This is a genomic window from Nitrosospira sp. Nsp14 (genome assembly GCF_900113575.1).
Classification (GTDB): Bacteria; Pseudomonadota; Gammaproteobacteria; order Burkholderiales; family Nitrosomonadaceae; genus Nitrosospira.
Genome location: NZ_FOPV01000032.1, coordinates 1 through 19,451 on the forward strand (window position 1 = coordinate 1; position 19,451 = coordinate 19,451).

21 protein-coding genes are annotated in these 19,451 nt (G+C 55.4%); 12 read left to right on the forward strand and 9 right to left on the reverse strand.

Going from position 1 to position 19,451, the window contains the following annotated elements:
• Positions 1 to 167: 167 nt before the first annotated feature.
• Positions 168 to 776: a Pycsar system effector family protein gene (locus tag BM022_RS14500; protein WP_091140440.1), complete on the forward strand. Its 609-nt coding sequence runs from the start codon at positions 168 to 170 to the stop codon at positions 774 to 776.
• 131 nt (positions 777 to 907) lie between these two features.
• Positions 908 to 1,696, forward strand: coding sequence for an HAD family hydrolase (locus tag BM022_RS14505; RefSeq protein ID WP_177191751.1), 789 nt, complete (start codon positions 908 to 910; stop codon positions 1,694 to 1,696).
• A 22-nt stretch (positions 1,697 to 1,718) separates the two neighbouring features.
• On the opposite strand, the gene BM022_RS14510 is transcribed toward BM022_RS14505, so the two are convergent.
• The 4 genes from BM022_RS14510 to BM022_RS14525 form a co-directional block, all read right to left on the reverse strand.
• Positions 1,719 to 1,952, reverse strand: a complete 234-nt coding sequence (locus BM022_RS14510) for a hypothetical protein (RefSeq protein WP_256209211.1) — start codon at positions 1,950 to 1,952, stop codon at positions 1,719 to 1,721.
• Positions 1,953 to 2,300: 348 nt separating this feature from the next.
• A complete protein-coding gene (locus BM022_RS14515; protein ID WP_091140445.1) occupies positions 2,301 to 2,627 on the reverse strand; it encodes a hypothetical protein in 327 nt (108 codons plus the stop codon).
• Positions 2,628 to 2,749: 122 nt separating this feature from the next.
• Complete coding sequence (locus BM022_RS14520; RefSeq protein WP_091140446.1) at positions 2,750 to 2,995, reverse strand: hypothetical protein; 246 nt, start codon at positions 2,993 to 2,995, stop codon at positions 2,750 to 2,752.
• Positions 2,996 to 3,181: 186 nt separating this feature from the next.
• Positions 3,182 to 3,739, reverse strand: coding sequence for a helix-turn-helix transcriptional regulator (locus BM022_RS14525; protein WP_091140448.1), 558 nt, complete (start codon positions 3,737 to 3,739; stop codon positions 3,182 to 3,184).
• A 191-nt stretch (positions 3,740 to 3,930) separates the two neighbouring features.
• On the opposite strand from BM022_RS14525, the gene BM022_RS14530 reads away from it, so the two are divergent.
• The 6 genes from BM022_RS14530 (at position 3,931) to BM022_RS14555 (ending at position 9,566) form a co-directional block, all read left to right on the forward strand.
• Entirely contained in the window at positions 3,931 to 5,031 is a 1,101-nt protein-coding gene (locus tag BM022_RS14530) for a YdaU family protein (RefSeq protein WP_091140450.1), read from the forward strand.
• On the forward strand, positions 5,021 to 5,689 hold the full coding sequence (locus tag BM022_RS14535) for a DUF6475 domain-containing protein (RefSeq protein ID WP_218146901.1): 669 nt from the start codon (positions 5,021 to 5,023) through the stop codon (positions 5,687 to 5,689). Before BM022_RS14530 ends, BM022_RS14535 begins: the two co-directional genes overlap by 11 nt.
• Before the next feature lie 127 nt (positions 5,690 to 5,816).
• The gene (locus BM022_RS14540) at positions 5,817 to 6,398 is read left to right on the forward strand and encodes a hypothetical protein (RefSeq protein WP_143079607.1); all 582 of its coding nucleotides are present in this window, start codon (positions 5,817 to 5,819) and stop codon (positions 6,396 to 6,398) included.
• 209 nt (positions 6,399 to 6,607) lie between these two features.
• Positions 6,608 to 7,129, forward strand: coding sequence for a hypothetical protein (locus BM022_RS14545; RefSeq protein ID WP_091140469.1), 522 nt, complete (start codon positions 6,608 to 6,610; stop codon positions 7,127 to 7,129).
• A gap of 351 nt (positions 7,130 to 7,480) precedes the next feature.
• Positions 7,481 to 8,584, forward strand: coding sequence for a PEP-CTERM sorting domain-containing protein (locus BM022_RS14550; protein WP_091140454.1), 1,104 nt, complete (start codon positions 7,481 to 7,483; stop codon positions 8,582 to 8,584).
• 691 nt (positions 8,585 to 9,275) lie between these two features.
• The gene (locus tag BM022_RS14555) at positions 9,276 to 9,566 is read left to right on the forward strand and encodes an EexN family lipoprotein (protein ID WP_091140455.1); all 291 of its coding nucleotides are present in this window, start codon (positions 9,276 to 9,278) and stop codon (positions 9,564 to 9,566) included.
• Between the two features lie 288 nt (positions 9,567 to 9,854).
• On the opposite strand, the gene BM022_RS14560 is transcribed toward BM022_RS14555, so the two are convergent.
• Both BM022_RS14560 and BM022_RS14565 read right to left on the reverse strand, forming a co-directional pair.
• Entirely contained in the window at positions 9,855 to 10,481 is a 627-nt protein-coding gene (locus tag BM022_RS14560) for a PEP-CTERM sorting domain-containing protein (RefSeq protein ID WP_091140457.1), read from the reverse strand.
• A 252-nt stretch (positions 10,482 to 10,733) separates the two neighbouring features.
• Positions 10,734 to 11,363, reverse strand: a complete 630-nt coding sequence (locus BM022_RS14565; protein WP_143079608.1) for a PEP-CTERM sorting domain-containing protein — start codon at positions 11,361 to 11,363, stop codon at positions 10,734 to 10,736.
• A 685-nt stretch (positions 11,364 to 12,048) separates the two neighbouring features.
• Here BM022_RS14565 and BM022_RS14570 point away from each other — a divergent pair.
• Entirely contained in the window at positions 12,049 to 12,483 is a 435-nt protein-coding gene (locus tag BM022_RS14570) for a GFA family protein (RefSeq protein WP_091140459.1), read from the forward strand.
• 61 nt (positions 12,484 to 12,544) lie between these two features.
• On the opposite strand, the gene BM022_RS16225 is transcribed toward BM022_RS14570, so the two are convergent.
• Positions 12,545 to 14,155, reverse strand: a complete 1,611-nt coding sequence (locus BM022_RS16225) for an NYN domain-containing protein (RefSeq protein WP_091140461.1) — start codon at positions 14,153 to 14,155, stop codon at positions 12,545 to 12,547.
• 269 nt (positions 14,156 to 14,424) lie between these two features.
• On the opposite strand from BM022_RS16225, the gene BM022_RS14580 reads away from it, so the two are divergent.
• Positions 14,425 to 14,820 carry a surface-adhesin E family protein gene (locus BM022_RS14580; RefSeq protein WP_091140462.1) on the forward strand — a complete coding sequence of 132 codons (396 nt, stop codon included), beginning with the start codon at positions 14,425 to 14,427 and terminating at the stop codon, positions 14,818 to 14,820.
• A gap of 100 nt (positions 14,821 to 14,920) precedes the next feature.
• Positions 14,921 to 15,724, forward strand: a complete 804-nt coding sequence (locus BM022_RS14585; protein ID WP_091140464.1) for a lipase family protein — start codon at positions 14,921 to 14,923, stop codon at positions 15,722 to 15,724.
• A gap of 60 nt (positions 15,725 to 15,784) precedes the next feature.
• On the opposite strand, the gene BM022_RS14590 is transcribed toward BM022_RS14585, so the two are convergent.
• Complete coding sequence (locus BM022_RS14590) at positions 15,785 to 16,417, reverse strand: CDP-alcohol phosphatidyltransferase family protein (protein WP_091140466.1); 633 nt, start codon at positions 16,415 to 16,417, stop codon at positions 15,785 to 15,787.
• Positions 16,418 to 16,740: 323 nt separating this feature from the next.
• Here BM022_RS14590 and BM022_RS15630 point away from each other — a divergent pair, with 323 nt between their 5' ends.
• Complete coding sequence (locus BM022_RS15630) at positions 16,741 to 16,899, forward strand: hypothetical protein (RefSeq protein WP_177191752.1); 159 nt, start codon at positions 16,741 to 16,743, stop codon at positions 16,897 to 16,899.
• Between the two features lie 197 nt (positions 16,900 to 17,096).
• On the opposite strand, the gene BM022_RS14595 is transcribed toward BM022_RS15630, so the two are convergent.
• Complete coding sequence (locus BM022_RS14595) at positions 17,097 to 19,232, reverse strand: Agd3-related carbohydrate deacetylase (RefSeq protein ID WP_091140467.1); 2,136 nt, start codon at positions 19,230 to 19,232, stop codon at positions 17,097 to 17,099.
• Positions 19,233 to 19,451: the final 219 nt, after the last annotated feature.

Consider the following 19,451-nt stretch of genomic DNA (forward strand, 5'->3'; position numbering starts at 1 on the left):
CTGTTCATCCGTAAATCGCTTCTGCACGTCGTTCTCCTCTCGAAAAACGAACTTTACTAGATTCGACTTGGCTCTGTTTAAGGGGAGCACATCAAACCCACCAAATACAAACCGCAAAAGTAGATTTTGATACTTGGAATGTTAATGATGACGACTTAAAAGTAGTTATGGAATTGGCAGAAAAATCTCTTAAAGAAGTGAAAGCGCTCACGGAATATGAAGATCAAAAGGCGCAACGCATTCTTACTGCAGTCGCGTTTCTTGCAACGTTAGGAGGACTGCTTTTTACGCTCGTCTGTAAAGAAGTTCCGACTAATAATATATGTAATATTTTCGAGCTGGACGGTCGCGGTTGTGGGCCCATTTCATGGGATTCTTTTTTACAATTTACAGCTTACATCGGTTTTTTGATTTTTTCTTTGACGGCAGTAATCGGTTCTGCGTTTGTTATCCATGCGGTTGCCCCCCGGTTCAATTTGTCGGATTTAACGAAACAAACGGAGGGGGACACACAACGTCCCAAATCATTTTTATTCTTTCTAAAAATATTAAAAGTTAAACGCGAGCACTGGGAGAAGGTTTTTTTGACCATGGAACCCCGTGCGCTTCGACGTGAGTATACTAAGAATGCAATAGTCGAAAGCTATCTCATTGCGGATAAGATACGCCTGAAAGTAAAACACCTCCGCGTGGGCGTACGTTTCTTTTTTTGGTCCACAGTGATATTAGCCCTTTGGATTCTTTGTGCTGTCGCGGCTATTATCTTTTTTAAATAAAGCCGCCATCTAACAATTAATAGCTGTGTGATAACATCATGTTCGTATTTCGGTATGCCGCGCTTTGCTTGAAATCCTAAAAAGTTAAATGAAATAGGACGTGGGACATTTATTCCACGATGATCGAGCACATGGATATGAGAGAGATTCCTAGTTCGGGTATTGCATTTGTATTAGATGCAGACAACACCCTTTGGGATACGGATAGGGTATATCGAAAGGCCCATCTTTGGCTGCTAGCTGAGATTGAGCGTGAATTCCGACTAACCAGTGCGGAGATAGAAGACCGGCTTCAGTTTGTGCGCATAATTGATCAAGAGCTTGCCACTAAACATCATCTAGGACTGAGATATCCAGCGCGCTTATTGGTGAAAGCACTTGCAACTACTCTTAACGGTCTAGACCGGGCAAGCGCTATACGAAGTGCAATATTTGAAGGGATCGAATCCGATCACTATCATTTCGACTACTTAGCAACTGAGTTCGATAGGAAAATTAGAGAAATACCGGAATTGCGTGATCAGGTAGCTTGCACCGTCGAGCAACTTTATAATAATAAAATACCAATGGTAGTCGCCACAGAAAGCTCAGCGCAGCAATGCTCCGTCATCCTGAAGAAACTGGGGTTGGAGAAATTTATTGATAGTGTTATTGCCGCCCCTAAATCGCCCGAACTATTTCTCCGAATCGCAAATAAATTACATCTCCCTGGGTCAAGTTGCTTCGTCGTTGGTGATCAACTCGACCGGGACATTGCTCCAGCGATGCAGATCGGTTTTACCGGTATCTATTTTCCTGGGGGCTTTAGCCCGAATTGGACTCTGAGTTTCAAACATGTGAAGCCGCAGTACGTGATTTCTTCTTTTGCCGAAATTCCGAAGATTATAGAAACAGCAAGCGAGATCAGGTTGTTGTCGTGAATTATTCGCGATTGTCACCCATTTAATCGTTCGCTTCTTTCCACTTCGCGGCGGCGAGGCAAACGGCTTCGCGTAGGGTTGCGCCACTTGTTTTGATTTCGTCGCAGTACAAGGTGAAGCCGTCGCGGTATTGCGGGGTAGGGCGGTTATAGACGGCCTGGTCACAATATTCGCTGAGCCAGTCGAGTATTTCGGTATCCGAGAACTCAAGGGGGGCCGGACAGCGCTCTGTCCATGATGACTGCACCCAGTTCATCCACCGTCCGGCCCCATTTCCCATCACGCGTCCTTCTTTACTCGCTCCATGTCTGCCCTTTCAAACCGGGCCAAATACCGCGCCAGGCACAGCCTGGAGATTTCTTTGCGCCTTTCCCTTCCTGACCGCTTGTCTTTCCACGCCGCCGGGGGCTTACTGGATCGAGGCTATGCCAAGTTGGGCTGCACGTCGGTTTCGCGGATGCCGCGAACACGAGGACTGGATCTAATCCTGTGTTCGCAGCATGGAAGGAATATACAAGTAAAACTTGTAATTGTCAAGACAAAACTTGTATTGAGATTCGCGGCTGGACTGGAAATGGATGGTTTGAATGGCGGAAGCAGGGCCCTATCGCATGGGAACCCTTACGAACGGCACTTCGCCTTCGCGCTGATGGGTTCTGCCCGGGCCAAATTCAACGACGTGGTCGTCCTTCAGTATGATGGAATAATCGACCACATCGCGGTAGCTGCTACCGAACCAGGAGCGCGCCGCCTTCCGGTCCACGTAGAACAGCGCTTCGTAATCCCCGCTCTTCTGGTAGCCGTCGGGATCGCCGGCGGCGGTGACGACTTCCGCCTTTGACATCCCGGGCCGGACACCGGCCATTTTGCCAGTGGTAGAGCACGACGAAAGGAGCAATATGCTGAGCAGAGCCAAGATAGCAGGTTTCATAATGAACTCCCTAGGACATGGACAAGGATAAAATTTATTCCGCGAGATGCAGGATTCCGCTGCACGCCGCGATTTTTTGTTCGCAGGGCTCCAGTTCGGCGGCTATTCACCGGGTCTAAACTTCACTCGGTTGGCGCCGCCTGACATTCCAGTTCTTTAATAAGCACGGCGACTTCGGCCGTTTCCGACAACACTTCCTTTACCGCCCGCTCGAGGGTATACCTTCGGTTCTCCACTTCGCGCAGGTTTTCAGGGAATTTCTGAAGATATTTTTCCCGTTTGGCGCGCGCCTTCTCGGAAACGTGAAACGCAAATAGCATTTCCAGGCTATCGTACGGCAGTCTGTTATTGTTATCAGAGGATCTCATCGTTAAACCGCTCCCCGGTTGGTTGCGACGCGATGCCTCCCGCTATTGGCGGGGGAGGAACTCTGAAGATTGCGGTTCATATCCGGTCTCATCCCTGATTTATTCAAACTTATTCTTGACCGGCCTGGCTAGGGCTCGCGTCTGTTGAATTTCCGGCGGTCATCCGCATGCCGAGCAAACCGGCGCCTATCGGACTGCCGTCTTTCCCCGAGTCTTCGATCTGCTCTCGGGCATCCGACGCGGAGGAAAAGCTGGCGCCGGATGTGCAGCCATATCGGGCACCGGTAACGGCTTCAGACCTGCCTCAGCTGCAGCGCGCTTTTCTTCGGCAACATTCTCGCCGACGAGCGCCTTGCTTATCGTCACCAGCCGGGCGGCATCTTCCTTGGACATGCGCCGCATGGCCTCGATCACCTGGCTAATAAGCGGGTCATTGTCATCCGACCGCGAAGGCGCAGCTCCAGCCCCAGCCACGACCGCGGCAACAGCATTTTCTCGCCCGCTGGCGCCGACCCGAGCAATAGCACCTTCATCTGACGGTTCAGAGGATGCCCCGAAATGCATGAGCGCCTGGGACAATTTCAGCACCTGCGCAATCTTGTTCAGCCGCTTGCCGCGCGGTTGAGTTGCTCCGGATTCCCATTGCTGGACAGCCTGGGGGGAAACGCCAACAAGCTCCGCCAATTGCGATTGGTTGAGGTTAAGCTTTTCGCGTCCCTCGCGAATTATTTTCGCAATGTCCATCTATTGATAATACAAGCAATGCTTGTGGTTCGCTTACAAGAATATCTTGACTAGTACAAGCAAGTCTTGTAATAATAGCGGTGTTTGAAAGCAGGATGTGTAAGAAGTTTCAACTCATTGGCAAACACAGGCTTTAGATGGCGAAATCGACGGTTTTTAGGCAAAAAACGCCGGATAAATGAGATTCTCTTATGAATTATTATGAACGATATTGCGGCGACTACCAGCGTGACACGGCGCACTTGTCTCTAGCCGAGCACGGTGCGTATACGATGCTTCTGGACACCTATTTTAGCGTGGAAAAGCCGCTGCCCAGCGATTTACCCAGTCTCTACCGTGTTTGCCGGGCGATGACGCGGCTTGAGCAGCAGGCAGTGAAGTCAGTAGTTGACCAGTTTTTTCCGCTTTCACCCGCTGATGGATTTCGTCACAACCAGCGCGCGGATCGGGAAATAGCCAAAGCCCGGCCGAAGATCGAGGCAGCCAGAAACAATGGGCGTAAAGGCGGCCGTCCGCGCCTGGTTGCACCCCTCGGGCAAGGAGCTGAAACCCTGGGCAAACCCGAGGGGTTAGCCATGGGTTTGAGCAACGTGGCTGCCGACGTAACCCGCGGCACAACCGACAGCCACGACGAGGAGCGAGCCAGGAATACGATTGGGGATACGATTGGGGACGCAAGGGGGGTAGCCCGGCGTGAACCCGGCGGGATAGCTCACCAGCCCCAACCCCAACCCCAACTCCATCAGGCGTTCGATAAGGATGACAAGCGAACCTTCCATGACGCCATCGATAAGGCCACTGTGCGCGCCGAAGTGCAGGGAGGTGCGGCCACTGCGCTCGGTCACGATTCCAGCCCTCATGATCACGTCTTTAACCGGTCACTCCGGCCGGAGACCCCCGGATCGAGTCTATCGGCCTCCACTACAGCGGGGGCGTGTTGCAGGGCCCTGATCCAGCTTGGGGTGCAAGGATGCAATCCGCACCACCCGACATTCCAGACGCTTTTAAACGCCGGCGCGGCGCATGACGAGTTCGTGCAGGCCGCTCGAAACGCCGTCGCCAGGGGAAAGGCAAGCTTTGCTTATGTCATCGGTACCGTGAAGCGGCAGCGTGAAGACGCGGCAAAGCTGGTTCTGCACCGCGGCCGCATGCCGAACAGCCAGGAATTGCTTGAATCGTCCAACAGGGCGGCGGCCGATGGATGGGTGCCGCCGGAACTGAGGGATGCCGGGGAAAGGGCGACGGCGACGGGCATCGACGCAGCCGTGGGGGAAGGTCAGCATGGAAATTGATGACTTTCAGAAATTCCACGAGGGGATTGCCGGCGTGATGAGCTTTTATGGCAAGAGCGTGTCGCGCTTCGCACTCGATGTGTGGTGGACAGCACTCAGGCGGTTTGACCTGGCGGCAATCGTGGAGGCATTCAATCGCCATCTGGCTAATCCGGACACTGGGCAGTTTGCGCCCAAGCCGGCCGACATCATCCGCATATTACAGGGTTCGACTCAGGATTCAGCCCTGCGCGCATGGGCCAAGGTCGACCAGGCGGTACGCAGCATAGGGACATACAGCGACGTGGTATTCGACGACGCACTCATCCATCGCGTCATCCACGACATGGGCGGCTGGATCGCCTTGGGAACAAAAAAAGAGGATGAATGGCCGTTCGTGGCGAAGGAATTCGAGAACCGCTATCGCGGATTCAATGCGCGCGGCGAGCGCCCACCGTATCCCCCCGTATTGATCGGCCTCTCAAGCGCGCACAACCACCGCAAGGGCTATCTGCCTGAAACGGCGGTATTGATCGGGAATGAGCAATCGGCGCGGCATGTGTTCGGCGGCGGAAGCGATCAGCCCGTGCTTGGCTTGAATCGCATGGGTACCGGTCCGAGCGCGACTCTTGACGAAGCTGCCCAAACAGCTCGGAAAAAAGCAAGGCGCGCAAGTTAACCGGAGTTGCAGGCCGCGGCGCCGGCGACCCCGTGAGCCCATGAGCCGCATGGTACGACGGGGCCGGAACTGGTGGAACAGCGGGAATATGAAAAACCACAGCCTACAAGGAAACGGAGATGGAACAGTGAAAAGATTCAGGTTGGCAGTGAGCGCAGCGATAGCGTCGATGGCGATTACGGCCCATGCGGAGGCGCAGGCCCTGGCGCAGGTACCCGGCCCGTCCCGGCCGGCGGCAGAGTTCGATACGCATAGCGTGGCACAGGCGGCATCATCCTCAAGCACAGCCGCCTCGGTTACATCAGATCAGGCGCAGCTACAGAGCCAGCTACAGACGCAGGCGGCGGAATCAACCGCGACCGGAGGGCAGGGGGGATCCGCTTACAACACGGGAAACAGCCAGGTCATGAATATCGGCGTCGGCGGCTACGGTGCGCGCAACAACCCCAACATCGGCCTGGGGCTAATGGTGCCTACCGCGCCATGTCGCGACACTTACTCGGTTGCAGCCTCTGCGGCAGGGATGGGCGGCGCGCTGGGCTGGTCCAAGGCCGACCGCGAGTGCCGCTGGCAGGATATCGGTGCGGCATTCATGCGCGCCGGGTTCATCGAGGATGGGCTGGCGATGTGGTGCGCCATCGAAGGTGTGGAAGGTATCGCGCCGACCTGCCGACGTTTGAAAGCGGCGCGGGAACTCGCCGCGCATTAACGGGAGATTCCGGTGCGAAGTCCGGGTGAACCGGGACGGCACAGGAAGGAATGGAAGCACCGGGGAAGGAATGGAAGCGCCAGTACAACCGCAAAGAGAAGCGGAGAAGCGGCAGAGCGAATGTTGCAATATTCAACACATTACATCCTAAGGGAAAGGAACGAAAGTATGGAACGCATTACGCCTCATATCAACCAGGGAGAATCGACATGAAATTCAACAATCCGCGGCATGCCCTGAGATGGGCATATGAAACCACCAACACGCCCATCATCAAGATTTCCTCGGTCAATGCAATGCGGGGGCCGGACAGTGCCGGGGGGCTAGCGGAAGGTGAGTTGACTGCGTATGACCGGCACGCGCAGGCGGCGTTGATTCTGGGGTTGTGCGAGCGCGCGCTGCCCGCGCTGCATATGGCTTACGTCCGCGTCCAGTTCGGCCGGGAAGCAGGCGGATTCGACATGCTGACGCGCCACCTTGCCGCAAATTCTGGCACCGGGGTGCACAGCCGGCGTGGGATCGAACAGATTATTCGCGCCTATTGCGGCGAAAAAATAGGGCTGCGCGAGATCAGGAAATCCATGTCGTGCGGGACGCTCAAGGCGGCTGCACTACGCAATGGAGGGTATGACGTGCTGGATCTGATTCATGCGCAAGCCATGGATATCCTGGACAGGGAGATGCACAACCGGGGCCTCCTGCGGACGCAGGATGCGCTCGAAACGGCGTAAGGGTTGCGTCGGGGGCGCGATGGCAGCATGACGCGTCCCTGACTGACCTCTATCCCTGCAATTTACGGATTGTGCCAGCGCGAGAGCGATTGCCGGGCTGGTGCCCTGAAAACGGTGTAACGAGCGAATAGACTACTCGGACTATTGCTGAAGCGCGTCAGTGCCATATATGCTCAGATGAGCCGCAATCGATGGCCCGATTTATTTTTCGTACGGAGGAAAAGTTGTTCAGAAACAAACTGTAACAGGAGCACCCTGCTCAACATCCCGGTGACTACAGCAGGCGGCAGACAATTTCAATTGGGGCTTTTCTAACTCTAAATTTTTACCGTTATCCACGGAGACAAAATAATGGGCGCCAAACTATCTTATCTTGCTTTACTCACCGCGGGTGCTTTGATGGCCGGTACCAGTCAAGCCGCCACACCCTATACCTTCACCGACCTGGGTACGCAATCCAGTCAGAGTTATGCACGAGCGATCAACAACTCAGGCAGGATTGCCGGCTATGCCTTGTTCGCAGGCGCCACCACCAACCACGCTGCCGCCTGGGAGGGCCAGCAAATCGCCGACCTTGGCACGCTGGGCGGGAGTTTCAGTTCCGCCCTCGGTATCAATAACGCCGGCAGGGTTATCGGCTTTTCTGAACTGTCGGACCACAGACAGCATGCAACCTTTTGGAATGGCACCGGCGCGACGGATTTGCAGCCCCAGAGCACAGAGCATGGCGAGGCTCAGGACATCAACGATGCCGGTCGCGTGGTCGGTGCTGTCTTTACCTCCACTACGGGTCGGCACGCCACGGTCTGGAATGGCACGACCTCGACTGATCTGGGCACCCTGGGCGGGCAATCCAGCCAGGCCCGCGCCATCAACAATGCGGGGCAGGTAGTAGGGGATTCGTACCTCGATGACGAGGTTACCAAGCGCGCCACCGTGTGGAATGGTACGACGGCGACTGACATGGGGACCCTCGGTGGCCGTAATAGCGTAGCGAACGATATCAACAATGGCGGCAATTCGGTGGGGTATGCCTATCTCGCTGGCGACTCGGCTTATCACGCCACCTTCTGGAACGGTACCCAGGCTGCCGACCTCGGCACCCTGGGGGGAAATCTGAGCGAAGCGCACGCCTTGAATGAAGCCGGCCTGGCTGTCGGATGGGCCGAGACCGCGAATGGCGTTACCCACGCCACCCTGTGGGAGGGCACAACGGCAACCGACCTCAACACTTTTCTCGATGCCAACACGGCGAGCGCCGGCTGGGTGCTGGAGCGTGCATACGACATCAATAATACGGGCTGGATTGTCGGGGACGCGCACAACGGCATAACCGGGCAAAACCACGCCTTCCTGTTGACCCCTGTGCCCGAGCCGGAAACCTACGCCTTATTCGTCGCCGGTCTTGCTTTGATGGCTGCCATCAGGTCGAGGCGGTACCCAGCCATAGCCTGATTTGCCCAGATACCTCGAAGGTGGATCACCCAACGAAGAGGGGGTCTCGCGGGTAAAACACAGGGACGGATGTACGACGGGAGTTGGATTCGGCGGACCTCGACGGCGCTGATGACCCATGCGTGGGCCCGTCAGCGCACAGAGCAATGGTTTTGATCGTGCGATCCTTTAAGGAATCGCTGAACAAATCTCCGCTGGCGCGACGATGGCTTTGCGGGATGCAATGCGCGAAACGCGACGAAACGAATGGTGCGACCGCGAAGGGCAGAGCAGTGTCTTCCGAAGGAAGATGCGACCCCGTAGCGGGATGCAAACGCCCTAATAGGTTCTTTGCGCGGTCTCGACATCCCCGCCGCTGCCCGATCCCTCGCTTCGCAGGGTCCCTCGGGCCACGCTCTGGGGCGTTCCCCTTCGCTAGGAGCTTGACAAAGGCAGACCGCCGGCAAAGCCCCGTCCCACCGGGTTGCGGTAAATCGGGTGCTCATTGCGTTGCGCTCGTTGGCATCGTAGTTCCAGCTACGACCAGCGTCGCGCGCGTTCTGATCATCCCGATTTTAACAGCAACGCGCTCAGCGAAGATTTGTTCAGCGATTCCTTAAGCGACGGACGATAAGAAACCTTGACGCACGGTCATCTCCCGTCTATTCGCATGTCAGATCGTGATTGCGTTCCCTGGGGGTGAGGTGCAGCCATGAAGCAGAAAACACTGGTTATTTCGGCGAGCGCGCTGTTGATTTTGGCGCTGGCGGGTTGCGAAACCCGCGAGCCGCAAGAGGAAATCAGGACTGTCGATTGGTATGTGGCGCATGAGACCGAGCGCACGGCGAAGCTGGCGGAATGCAGGTCCAAGCCCGGCACGACGGATGCGACACCGAACTGTATCAACGCCAGCCGCGCCGAAAACGAGGCAAAAGGGGAGGCAAAATGGGGCACGGAAAAGGAGGGGGTCTGGACCGAGCCGTCAATTCCCATAGTTCCGTAATATTATTGGCGCAGTACTAAAGCCTGTTCGCTCGGAGCAGGTAATCACGCCGGTTTTCAGCTCCGGCAGAATTCCCAATCTCATTTCTTGTCCCTCACCCCTGTATGGCTGACTACCGAGAGGCGTATATGGCCTGACGGCACATACTGGTCGGAACGGGAAACAAGCCAACCTGACAAGCAAGTGAACCTGGGAAGCAAGGCGAACACAAGGCGCGCGCAATTACGCGCCCCACGCGATGTGCGCCATGTGCGCCATGTGGTCCTGTGGCTCGTGACGGTGTCTTCCCTATGCGCCTCTGGTTTTACTGCGACGCGCCATTAAGCCCATGATTCCTAATCCGCTCAGCAGCATGGCGTAGGTAGCCGGTTCAGGGACAGAAGAGGCGGGTACAGGGCCAGACGAAACGGATACGTTATCGAGAAACGCCCCTCTGTTGTCCCCGCCGACGTTCAGGTAGCTTAGGCTATAGGCGCCATCGCTGCCGGGCGTAAATTCCAGGGTATAGGTCGAAAACGGGTCGGTCACGTTGAGAATGTATGACGCCGTGGCGCTGCCGAAGCTAACATGTACCGTTTCGCCGCGGTTTCCGCGCTGGCTGCCGCCGAGGTCGAAAGATAGCAGGTACGTTGTGCCTCCGGTCAGATTGACAATGTTCGAGAACAGGCCACTGTCCAGACTGCTGCCATCCAGATCGACGTAACTCCCGTTGCCCGGAAGAACATCGTAGGTCCCACCCGCACCGTGCAGATCAACCGTCCCGTCGGTTACTGTCCAACCACTCGAACCAGGGGGACCCCAGTTGAGCTGGTCTGGCACATAGGTATCGAAATTATCAGAAAATATTGTGGCTGCGTGTGTAAGGGAGGATCCCAGTAAAAGCGCCGCTACTACCATAGTTTTTCTTAATTTCATTTGTAACTCCTTTTATTGTTGAGGCGGAGCTACCACAAGCAATTTACATGCCCTAACATTATCCTTATAAAAATCGGTGACTTGGGAGGACTATAAACCAAACGGACTACGTTTGGACGACGAAGGTGGAAAGTGTGTCGACACGGATCAGACGGGTAAGGACGCACAGAGGGGCAAGGGCGGGGAGCCCGTGAGGTAGAAAAGAAGGCGCAGCGGAATTCAGTTGAATCCCACTCTTTTGCGGAGGAAGTTTTAGGAGCGAAAGCGGGAAATCAAATGCGCACGCAGCTCTCTGCGGTTGGCCAGGAAACCGAGTAGTCCTAAACCGCCGATCAGCATTGAGGAGGTCATCGGTTCAGGAATAGCGCTCACGGATACGTTATCGAGGAAGAGCCCCCGGTTGTCGCCGCTGACGTCCAGGTAGCTAAAGCTGTAAGTGCCGCTGCTGCCTGGTGTGAAGCTCAAAGCATAGGTCGAAAAGGCGTCCTCGCTACCGAGCATGTACGATGCGGTCGCGCTACCGAAGGTAACATGCACGGTGTCGGCGTGAGTCCCGCGATGGCTGCCAGCCAAGTCGAAAGAAAGCAGGTAAGTGGTTCCTTCGATCAGGTTGACATGGTTGGAGAACACGCCGCTGACGAAACTGCTCCCATCCAGATCCACGTAACTTCCGTTGCCGGGAAGAAAGTCGTAGTTGCCTCCAGCCCCATTCAAATCGACGGTGCCGTCGCTCACTGTCCAGCCGCTGGATGCAGCGGGGGACCAATTGAATTGATCCGGTATATAGCTGTTAAAATCGTCGAAAAACACCTGGGATGCGGCATGGGTAAGCGAGCAGCCCAAAAGAAGCGAGGCGGTCGCCACAACTTTCCTTAATATCATATTGAGATTCGCTCCGTGGTGAGTATGATAGCGTTGAAGAGATCATCTGAATGGCACGTACACATACCGTTTAAGGAGGCCTGTGTTCCATATCGGCAATTCGGGTCCCGGAGAAAGAAGGCGGTGAAAAGAGAAGATGAGGAAGCAGGCTGCGCCATAAAGTTGAAGCGGCAGGAAGATTTGGCCGACAAACGCCGCGTCAGCCCATTCGCTTCAGCAGTTTCTGTTATTGATTACGGCCGCGGATGTCATTGCTTTAACGCAAGGACGACATTTCTCCCGGATTCCCGTTTTCAGGTCAGAAAAAACTCCCGAGAAGAGGGCTGCTGTAAGGGGCTGCTGTAAGTCCAGCTGACCTGGACCGCAGCGATTGTGTCAGGCTTTGCTTTCCGGTTTCTACGGCTGCACGGTTTGCTCTTCAATTTATAGTAATCCTTGTGGTGCTACGCTGCGCATGGCTATTGTTACACCGGAAGCAGCAGCGAAAGGCACGAAGATGCTGGATGCTACGGGGTAGGCGCATTAGCGCCTAATTTGGGAAGGGTTGAGCGAAATTTTCAAGACACCTAGCCAGGGTTACCAGACGCGCCCGGTCCGACCTTACAGGTCATTGTAGTGGTTGCGTTTGATTAACAGCATGCTGCAGCCTCATCCGCTGCTCGATCACTTCAGGAGATGCATTAACATGAACGATGAAAAAACTTACAGCGGAACCTGCTTTTGCGGTGCGGTTCAGGTGACGGTCAGCGGCGAGCCAGAGGGGATGGGTTATTGCCACTGCGAGTCATGCCGGCGCTGGTCGGCCGGACCGGTCAACGCCTTCACTTTATGGAAACCCGAAGCAGTACGGATCACCCAGGGAGCGGAGAACATCGGCACCTACAACAAGACCCCGAACAGTTACCGCAAATGGTGCAAAACCTGCGGGGGTCACGTTTTAACCGAGCATCCCGGCCTCGGCCTCACGGACGTGTACGCGGCAGTCATCCCGGATTTTCCGTACCGTGCAGGCGTCCATGTGCACTACCAGGAGACGGTGCTGCCCATCAAGGATGGGCTGCCGAAGATGAAGGACCTGCCGGGGGAAATGGGTGGTTCGGGAATATCCCTGGCGGAATAATACAGCAGGTCACTCGCATTAATGCCGCGCATTAATACCTGGTTGCCTGGTTGCGTGACTCCTAGCTCTCTCCGTCCGCTGTCTTTTCTGTTTTGCGAGGGCGTGGGCTACGCGCAGCAGGTTTTCGACGTGTCTTGACTGCTGCTTCGGATGGCGGGGTTTCGACCGAAGTCTCTGGCGTGACCGGCGCGGTGATTCGGGCGGGGAGGTCGGATGCCTGTGTCTCGATCTGCGGTGCGATTACCGACAAAACGGTTTCTGCCTTCCTTTCCCTCAGCTTGCGGCCATCGCGCCGACGCCGTCGCGTTTCGTGTTTTCCGATGGTCTCCTCAATCGTTGCCGTGGCAACCGGTACTGTGTTTTCCGCAGGTACTGGATCAGTTGCCGGGGTCGAATTCAGCGCAACTTGGGGGACTTGGGGTGAGGCGGTCTCTGCCTTTTGGTCCCTCGGCTTGCGGCCGTCGCGTCGGCGCCGGCGTGTTTCCTGCTTTCCGATGGTATCCTCCGGCGTCGCCTCAGCGATGGATACCGTTATTTCCCCAGACGCTGCCTCCGCTCCGTATGCTGCTGGCTGGGGTTCGGTCTGCGCGATTTGGGCGGTCTGGGGCGCGATTTCCGATAAAACGGTCTCAGCCTTTCTATCCCTCCGATTATGGCTGCTGCCCCGGCGCTGGCGCGTTTCATGTCTTGCGATGGTATCCTCGGCTGCAGCCGGTGCCGTACCCCCATGGGCGGGAGCGGTTATGGCAGCCTCGGGCTCCCGGCTCGGTCCCAGTTCATTCCCTACTGGCGCCGTTTCCGGCTCACGGGAGGTTTCCGGTTCGGGCCTGGTTTCCCGCTCGACTATTTCGCCGGTGCTGCGATAGACATAGGTGCCCGATTTCTCGTCCCGGCCGAGTTCGAGCAGGCCCCGCGCCTGCGCCTCATCGAGCAGGTTGCCAAAGGCGCGGAAGCCGAAGTAAGCCTCGTTGAAATCGGGCTTGCGTCGCTTGATTGCCTGCTTGAGCGTGGAGGCCCAGATCTTGCCGCTGTCACCCCGCTCCGATACCAGCGCATCGAAAGTTTCGACGGCGATGTCAATTGCCTTGCTCTTGCGCGCCTCCAGGTCCTCTTTTGGGACCTTCTCGCCATCGGTCGCCGGTTTTGCCGCGGGCTGCGCCTGCCTACCGTCGCGCTTGGCTGCGGCGCGCTGGATCTCCCGTACCAGGTCGTCATAAAAAATGAATTCATCGCAATTTGCAATCAGCAGGTCGGAGGTCGATTGCTTGACGCCTACCCCGATTACCTGCTTGGCGTTTTCCCGCAGCTTGGCCACCAGCGGCGAAAAATCCGAGTCGCCACTGATAATGACGAATGTGTTGACGTGGGACTTGGTGTAGCAAAGATCCAGCGCATCCACCACCAGGCGAATATCGGCCGAGTTCTTACCCGATTGACGCACGTGCGGTATCTCGATCAGCTCGAAATTTGCCTCGTGCATCGTCGCCTTGAACGCCTTGTAGCGATCCCAGTCGCAATAAGCCTTCTTCACAACAATGCTGCCTTTGAGCAGGAGGCGTTCAAGTACCGGCTTGATGTCGAATTTTTCATATTTCGCGTCGCGCACGCCGAGCGCGACATTTTCGAAGTCGCAGAAGACGGCCATGCTGGCGTTTTCGAGAGGTGCAGCCATAAGGTGTTTTAATCTCCAATGATGGGTTGGATTTGATCGCCGTGGAACAGCGCAAACCATGAGCCGAATAGGTCCATGATAGTACAGGTATGATGCGATGCGGGACATAGGACAGGGCCAGTTTCACTACTTTATTTTTTATGCGCGACGGAGCGGGCGGAGTCTGCTATTGTTAATGCAGGGGTTGTGTTGCGAGAAGGATCGAAGCGCCTGTCTCATCGAAGACAGGGGGTTCATCAAGGAAAGGATATATAAGAGGGGGAATCATCATGCGAACAGGTGTTTTGATTCTGGCTGCGGCGCTCTTTTCCGGGTCGGCGTGGGCGACGGAATGGACGTTGATCAGGGATGATGCCAAGTCAGGCGAAAAGGCGTATATCGATAAAAGCAAGGTCATCAAGAGAGGACCTTTGGCGGCAATGTGGTTGCTGATCAATTATGAGCGCCCCAAGGGTGTCGCCCGAAAGAGCCACCTGTCGGAAAAAGCGCTGGTCGAGTATGACTGCGAAAACCACGAGTCTCGAAAACTTCAGTTCACGTGGCATTCGCTCCATGACGGAGAGGGTGACCTGGTTTATACCTACAAAGACCTGGGCACCAAGCTGGCAATCGCCTCGAACTCCGCCGAAGAGGCAGGCTGGAAAATTGCTTGCGAACAGAAATGAAATCAATGTAATCTTTCATTTGGCGTGCGCGGCTGGCGTGCGAAAATAGCGGGCACGCCTGACCGCAAGTTCACAAACATTACCCTGTTATACGCATTCGATGCCCACGACCTGGGACGATCTTCTCCGCCCTGGAAGCGCCACCGACTTCTTTTCCCGCAGGAAATTTCCCCCATTCGAGCCGCAGGCCACGACAGTTTATAGCCGCGTGAATGCCATGTGGCTGGCAGAACTGAGCCGACTCGTTTACCGGCATGACATCGAGGAAGACACGCGCCCACCATATCCTGGCCGTATCCATTTTCTGCGACAGGCGGGGTTGGAGCAGCGTGCCTTTATCATCTCGGAAACAACCAATACGAAGGCGATGCTTGTCCAGTCCACGACGCCGCCCGCATTCGCGGTACTGGTGTTCCGTGGCACACAGCGAAGCTACAAGGATGCCAAGACCGACCTGGTATGCGGAATTCTGCCTTCCGGCACGGATGAAATCGGGATGCACAAGGGCTTTGAGGCAGCCGTGGATTCCGTCTGGGATGAGATAGAGCGCCAACTGAACGTACTCTCGTGCCCGCTTTTTTATACCGGGCATAGTCTGGGCGCGGCGCTTGCCGGAATTGCCGCGTTCCGGCACCCACCCCAGGCAGTTTATACCTTCGCTTCGCCGCGAATCGGCAATGACGCCCTTGTAACTTCCCTGGCCCACGTGCCGATCTATCGCGTAGTGGACGATCAGGACGCGGTAACCTTGCTCCCCCCGCAACTGCTCGGCTTCCGGCATGTGGGGACGCTGCAATTGCTTAGGGGACCCCAGGAAAATCGTTCCTTCTGGCAGGATTTTGTTGCCGGCCCGCCAAAACCATTGGCCGATCATGCGCCGGTCAACTATGTGGACAGAATATGAGGGCAGGATATGCGGACCAGGCCGAGGGGGTACGCGCTGGTTGCCAGGTCAGATTTTCGCTTAGATTTTCGGGATAAGGAGGGTTTTACTGATCATCAGGGTGCCTGAGAGCACGAATAGAAGCGCCAGTGGATGCAGCTCCCACGGTCCCATCATCCAGACGCCCCAGTAAAGATGTTCCCCTAGCTGCCCGGTCCAGGCAGCAAATATCAGCACAGCGACGAGGACAATGCTGGTGGGGATGGGGGTGCCCTCGAAATGCGTCACCTTTTCCGCCCCTACGGAAAGCGTCTCCGCCGTGATGTTGAATCGCGCCAGCCGGCTGACGCCGCAGCAGACGAAGTAAATCAACGCGATCCAATCCCAACCGCCGCGCATTCCCCCAGCAAAACCGAGTACGGCGGGAGCCATGCCGAATGAGAGGACGTCCGCGAGTGAATCGAGCTCCCGCCCGAGCGGGGAATGCTCGTGGCGCCATCGTGCCACGCGCCCGTCGAGCACGTCGAACACGAAGGCAGCCGCAATCATCCCCGCGGAACTGTAGAAGTGCGTCACTGAACGCCCCTCCATATAAAGCATGGCGAAGAACACCGCGGCAACGCCGCAGCCTGCGTTCCCCAGGGTGAAGAAATCCGCTAGCTTGAAGCCGCGGATCATCGAGAAGTGTCGGGAACGGCCGGAGGAGGAGGGCATTGGCTGGGCTTATTTATCTGTAAGGCTCCGGGGCAGGGCCGTATCAATACGCTGAGACCGCCCGGTGTCCGGCTGCTGTTGATTTTAAGTCTCTTATATTCAGTAATCTACAATAAATCACAAGAATCTGAAACAATTCGATCAAGGAGTTATAGCTCTAATGTTAGTTTGGTCTATTGTGTTTCATGGGTATTAGCTATCTATAAGTGCCCCACTACTCCCCCAAGGGTCGAGGACCTTCAAGTAATTAATAGCGAGAATAACGACGGAGGAATGGTAGAACAACTATGGAGGGCAGACATGAAAGGACAAGGTCGTAAGACGTGCTCACGACAAAACTATGGGACAAGAAAAAGGTGCAGGAGCGCTTTTTCAAGCATCTCGGCCAGTTTCGCAAGGAGAACATCCCTCAGTCAACGGTCAGTGATATCGAGGTAACGTTTGTTTCGGCAGGTGGCGAAAACGGCTTCGTTTGGCGCTAGAGAACCTGACAAGGTTAACGCTACTTCGGCTCTTGGCTGAATAATCAGAAGCCTTGTAGGGGCTGTATGCCTAAGCCGGGAGGCGTCGGTCGCAATAGCAGGAGGATTGGTCGCGTAGGGATTGTTGGGTCTGTCCTGGCTATACCGTGAGCCGCGGAGCCATTCCCTTTAGCAAAGAATTAATAGGGAACGGGTGTTCATTGAGTTAGAGCACGGTCAACGGTAAATGCCCGAGCGACGTCATCTACCGCAACTTCGCGGATGAATTGACCGCCATAAAGATTGCCGCCCGAGACACCCGTCACCAGAAGATCTGGTATCGCCCTGTCTGCTGACAGCGTAACCTCATTATTGGCGCGGTTCCATATGGCGTGAATGGTGGCGGACTTGGCCTTGAGGCTCGCGGCTGTCTGGTCCCCAATCAGGTAATATGGAAGATTCTTCACGGGAAGTGTCAGCAGCCGCTCATATTCGGTAAAGACCGCGTTGAGCCAGTCAAATAGCAGCGTATTTCCGCGCTCATCGTATTTGGCCAAGTTCGATTGGTGAAAAAAATGAGGCCACTTCTTAAAGGTGAGCATATGTCGCAATGCCATATCGGCTTCCGCCAGGAGTATCTCCTTATAATTCCGTTGAGCGCAAATCCCCCGGAACATTCCACATGGGTTCTTGCCCGCATTTAGGAATTTCTGGTAAAGGACGTAGTTGTACTCGTCTTGCAGCTGAGATGGTTTAATCACGTTATAGAAAATATTGGTGGGCCACCGCGGCAACATAAGCCGGTCATCCGGGCTGCCATCATCGTATTGCGAGATATATTGCTCAACATCTTGCGCCCGCTGCCATGCGTCCGAGGCGAGATACTTTACCCCGACGTTGGCAGCAGCTTTAAGGAATAACGGATTAGCGCCGCCCTGATCAAATGCGACGTCGTCGTCGCGAACGTCGAACATAGTCGCGTGCAAAGCAGGATTATCGGTGCACCTGCGATCCCTCAGACCGGAGTGTGCCCCACTTATGAGCACCCGGTTGTTTTGATCTCTCTCGGGAAGGCCGAGAAGTCCCCAGACCGCTCTGTTCCTGGTAATTTCCCCTTCTATAGGTGCAACGGTAGTAAAGGTCGCGTAGTCACAAGGGGCATCAGCTGGAACAGGAGCCTTGTTCATCTCCTGGTGCGTGAAGGTGTGGTTGATGAAGCGGAAGCTCGCTTTGTAGTCGGCAACCGCTGCCACCAACTCATCCTTTAGGTTCAAGGTTAGTGTCGCTGCTTTTGGGTCAACCACAGCCCCCGCGCCGTTGAATGGAAAATCCAGCTTGAAATTACCCGCTAAGGGGTGTGCAGCACGAAAGGTAAATTGCTTTCGCACCGCATTGTCGATGTCGGCCTTGTTCACTCGATAGGTATTTGCAGTGTTGGTCATTTTTAGGGCCGGATCCCATAGGTGGTCAGGAAGGAACAAATCGTCCACATGCGCAGCCAAATGCACGTAGCGCCCCCCCACGAATACCCCTTGTGCGGCCCAGTTGACGAACTCATAGGCAAGAACTTTTGAATGGAGGAGGAAGTCGGCATTGGTAATCGTCGAGATCATCACCTCGCGTACCGGCATCGGTTGCGAAGGAACCATGTAACGGACGATTGATAACAGGGTCTCCCCATTCTGCGTTATGAGAATAGGCTCAACGTTGGGTACAGAACCATCCCGCAGCCGGCCAGGATCATTCCGCGGACGGGTCGCGAAGGCGAACCCTGTAATAGTAAGGGGATTAGACCGATTCACATACTCAAACACTTCGTTAGTGTATACCGCAGGCACAGTCCATTGGGCTTCGTAATCATCCCCTTTGGACGAATAGACCAGACCATAATCGAGGTAGACACCGTACGGAGCCTCCGCATCCGAATATGTGGCCGGCCATCCCGACAGCACGGCTTGACGGACACGAAAGTTTTTCTGGTAATCGTGCAGGATGTCCCATTCCGATGGGGTGAAGCTTGGCACGAGGTCAGCGTCGGTGAGGATTATACCGTTGTAGTTGCCCACGCAACCCGCATCCTCGGCTTTGCAGTTCGCTCCGGCCACCGAGGAGGCGAGGGCCGCGGGAGTCAGATCGTGCGTTGCGGCGTTTAGCACGTCATAGGGCACGCCCATCTCTTCCAGTACGGGCTTTATATAGGCCAAGCCCAGATCTTCCGCTACCGCACCTGTTGCGATTACCAGCAATCTAAGCTTGACGGCGTTGTCAGCAACGGCGGGGGGCACCACAGCAAACGTCAACCATATAGTCACCACGACAATTAGCGAACTTTTTATGTTTAGGTTCTTCTTCATCCACAAAATCTCTTTTTCGTAACTGAAAACCAGAAAAGATTAATAGGTAGCAAAATATACCGTACGCTCTGACCTGACCCTACCCCGAAATCAGTACCGGTCTAAAGTGGAAAATTCCGACGATTGATGTTCCCCCAATTCTGATGGGATTCAAAACTAGAATCTAGCCGCTTCGAGCAGTCTGACCTGGTTGGATTTAACGTATTCGCTTGGGGTCAG

Excerpts from the sequence above, each read along its gene's own strand:
- BM022_RS14550 (WP_091140454.1), top strand. The coding sequence starts at position 7,481 with ATGGGCGCCAAACTATCTTATCTTGCTTTACTCACCGCGGGTGCTTTG.
- BM022_RS14585 (WP_091140464.1), top strand. The coding sequence starts at position 14,921 with ATGCCCACGACCTGGGACGATCTTCTCCGCCCTGGAAGCGCCACCGAC.
- BM022_RS14555 (WP_091140455.1), top strand. The coding sequence starts at position 9,276 with ATGAAGCAGAAAACACTGGTTATTTCGGCGAGCGCGCTGTTGATTTTG.
- BM022_RS14535 (WP_218146901.1), top strand. The coding sequence starts at position 5,021 with ATGGAAATTGATGACTTTCAGAAATTCCACGAGGGGATTGCCGGCGTG.
- BM022_RS14595 (WP_091140467.1), bottom strand. The coding sequence starts at position 19,232 with ATGAAGAAGAACCTAAACATAAAAAGTTCGCTAATTGTCGTGGTGACT.
- BM022_RS16225 (WP_091140461.1), bottom strand. The coding sequence starts at position 14,155 with ATGGCTGCACCTCTCGAAAACGCCAGCATGGCCGTCTTCTGCGACTTC.
- BM022_RS14570 (WP_091140459.1), top strand. The coding sequence starts at position 12,049 with ATGAACGATGAAAAAACTTACAGCGGAACCTGCTTTTGCGGTGCGGTT.
- BM022_RS14565 (WP_143079608.1), bottom strand. The coding sequence starts at position 11,363 with ATGATATTAAGGAAAGTTGTGGCGACCGCCTCGCTTCTTTTGGGCTGC.
- BM022_RS14580 (WP_091140462.1), top strand. The coding sequence starts at position 14,425 with ATGCGAACAGGTGTTTTGATTCTGGCTGCGGCGCTCTTTTCCGGGTCG.
- BM022_RS14560 (WP_091140457.1), bottom strand. The coding sequence starts at position 10,481 with ATGAAATTAAGAAAAACTATGGTAGTAGCGGCGCTTTTACTGGGATCC.
- BM022_RS14530 (WP_091140450.1), top strand. The coding sequence starts at position 3,931 with ATGAATTATTATGAACGATATTGCGGCGACTACCAGCGTGACACGGCG.
- BM022_RS14505 (WP_177191751.1), top strand. The coding sequence starts at position 908 with ATGGATATGAGAGAGATTCCTAGTTCGGGTATTGCATTTGTATTAGAT.
- BM022_RS14525 (WP_091140448.1), bottom strand. The coding sequence starts at position 3,739 with ATGGACATTGCGAAAATAATTCGCGAGGGACGCGAAAAGCTTAACCTC.
- BM022_RS14510 (WP_256209211.1), bottom strand. The coding sequence starts at position 1,952 with ATGAACTGGGTGCAGTCATCATGGACAGAGCGCTGTCCGGCCCCCCTT.
- BM022_RS14545 (WP_091140469.1), top strand. The coding sequence starts at position 6,608 with ATGAAATTCAACAATCCGCGGCATGCCCTGAGATGGGCATATGAAACC.
- BM022_RS14515 (WP_091140445.1), bottom strand. The coding sequence starts at position 2,627 with ATGAAACCTGCTATCTTGGCTCTGCTCAGCATATTGCTCCTTTCGTCG.
- BM022_RS14520 (WP_091140446.1), bottom strand. The coding sequence starts at position 2,995 with ATGAGATCCTCTGATAACAATAACAGACTGCCGTACGATAGCCTGGAA.
- BM022_RS14590 (WP_091140466.1), bottom strand. The coding sequence starts at position 16,417 with ATGCCCTCCTCCTCCGGCCGTTCCCGACACTTCTCGATGATCCGCGGC.
- BM022_RS14500 (WP_091140440.1), top strand. The coding sequence starts at position 168 with ATGGAATTGGCAGAAAAATCTCTTAAAGAAGTGAAAGCGCTCACGGAA.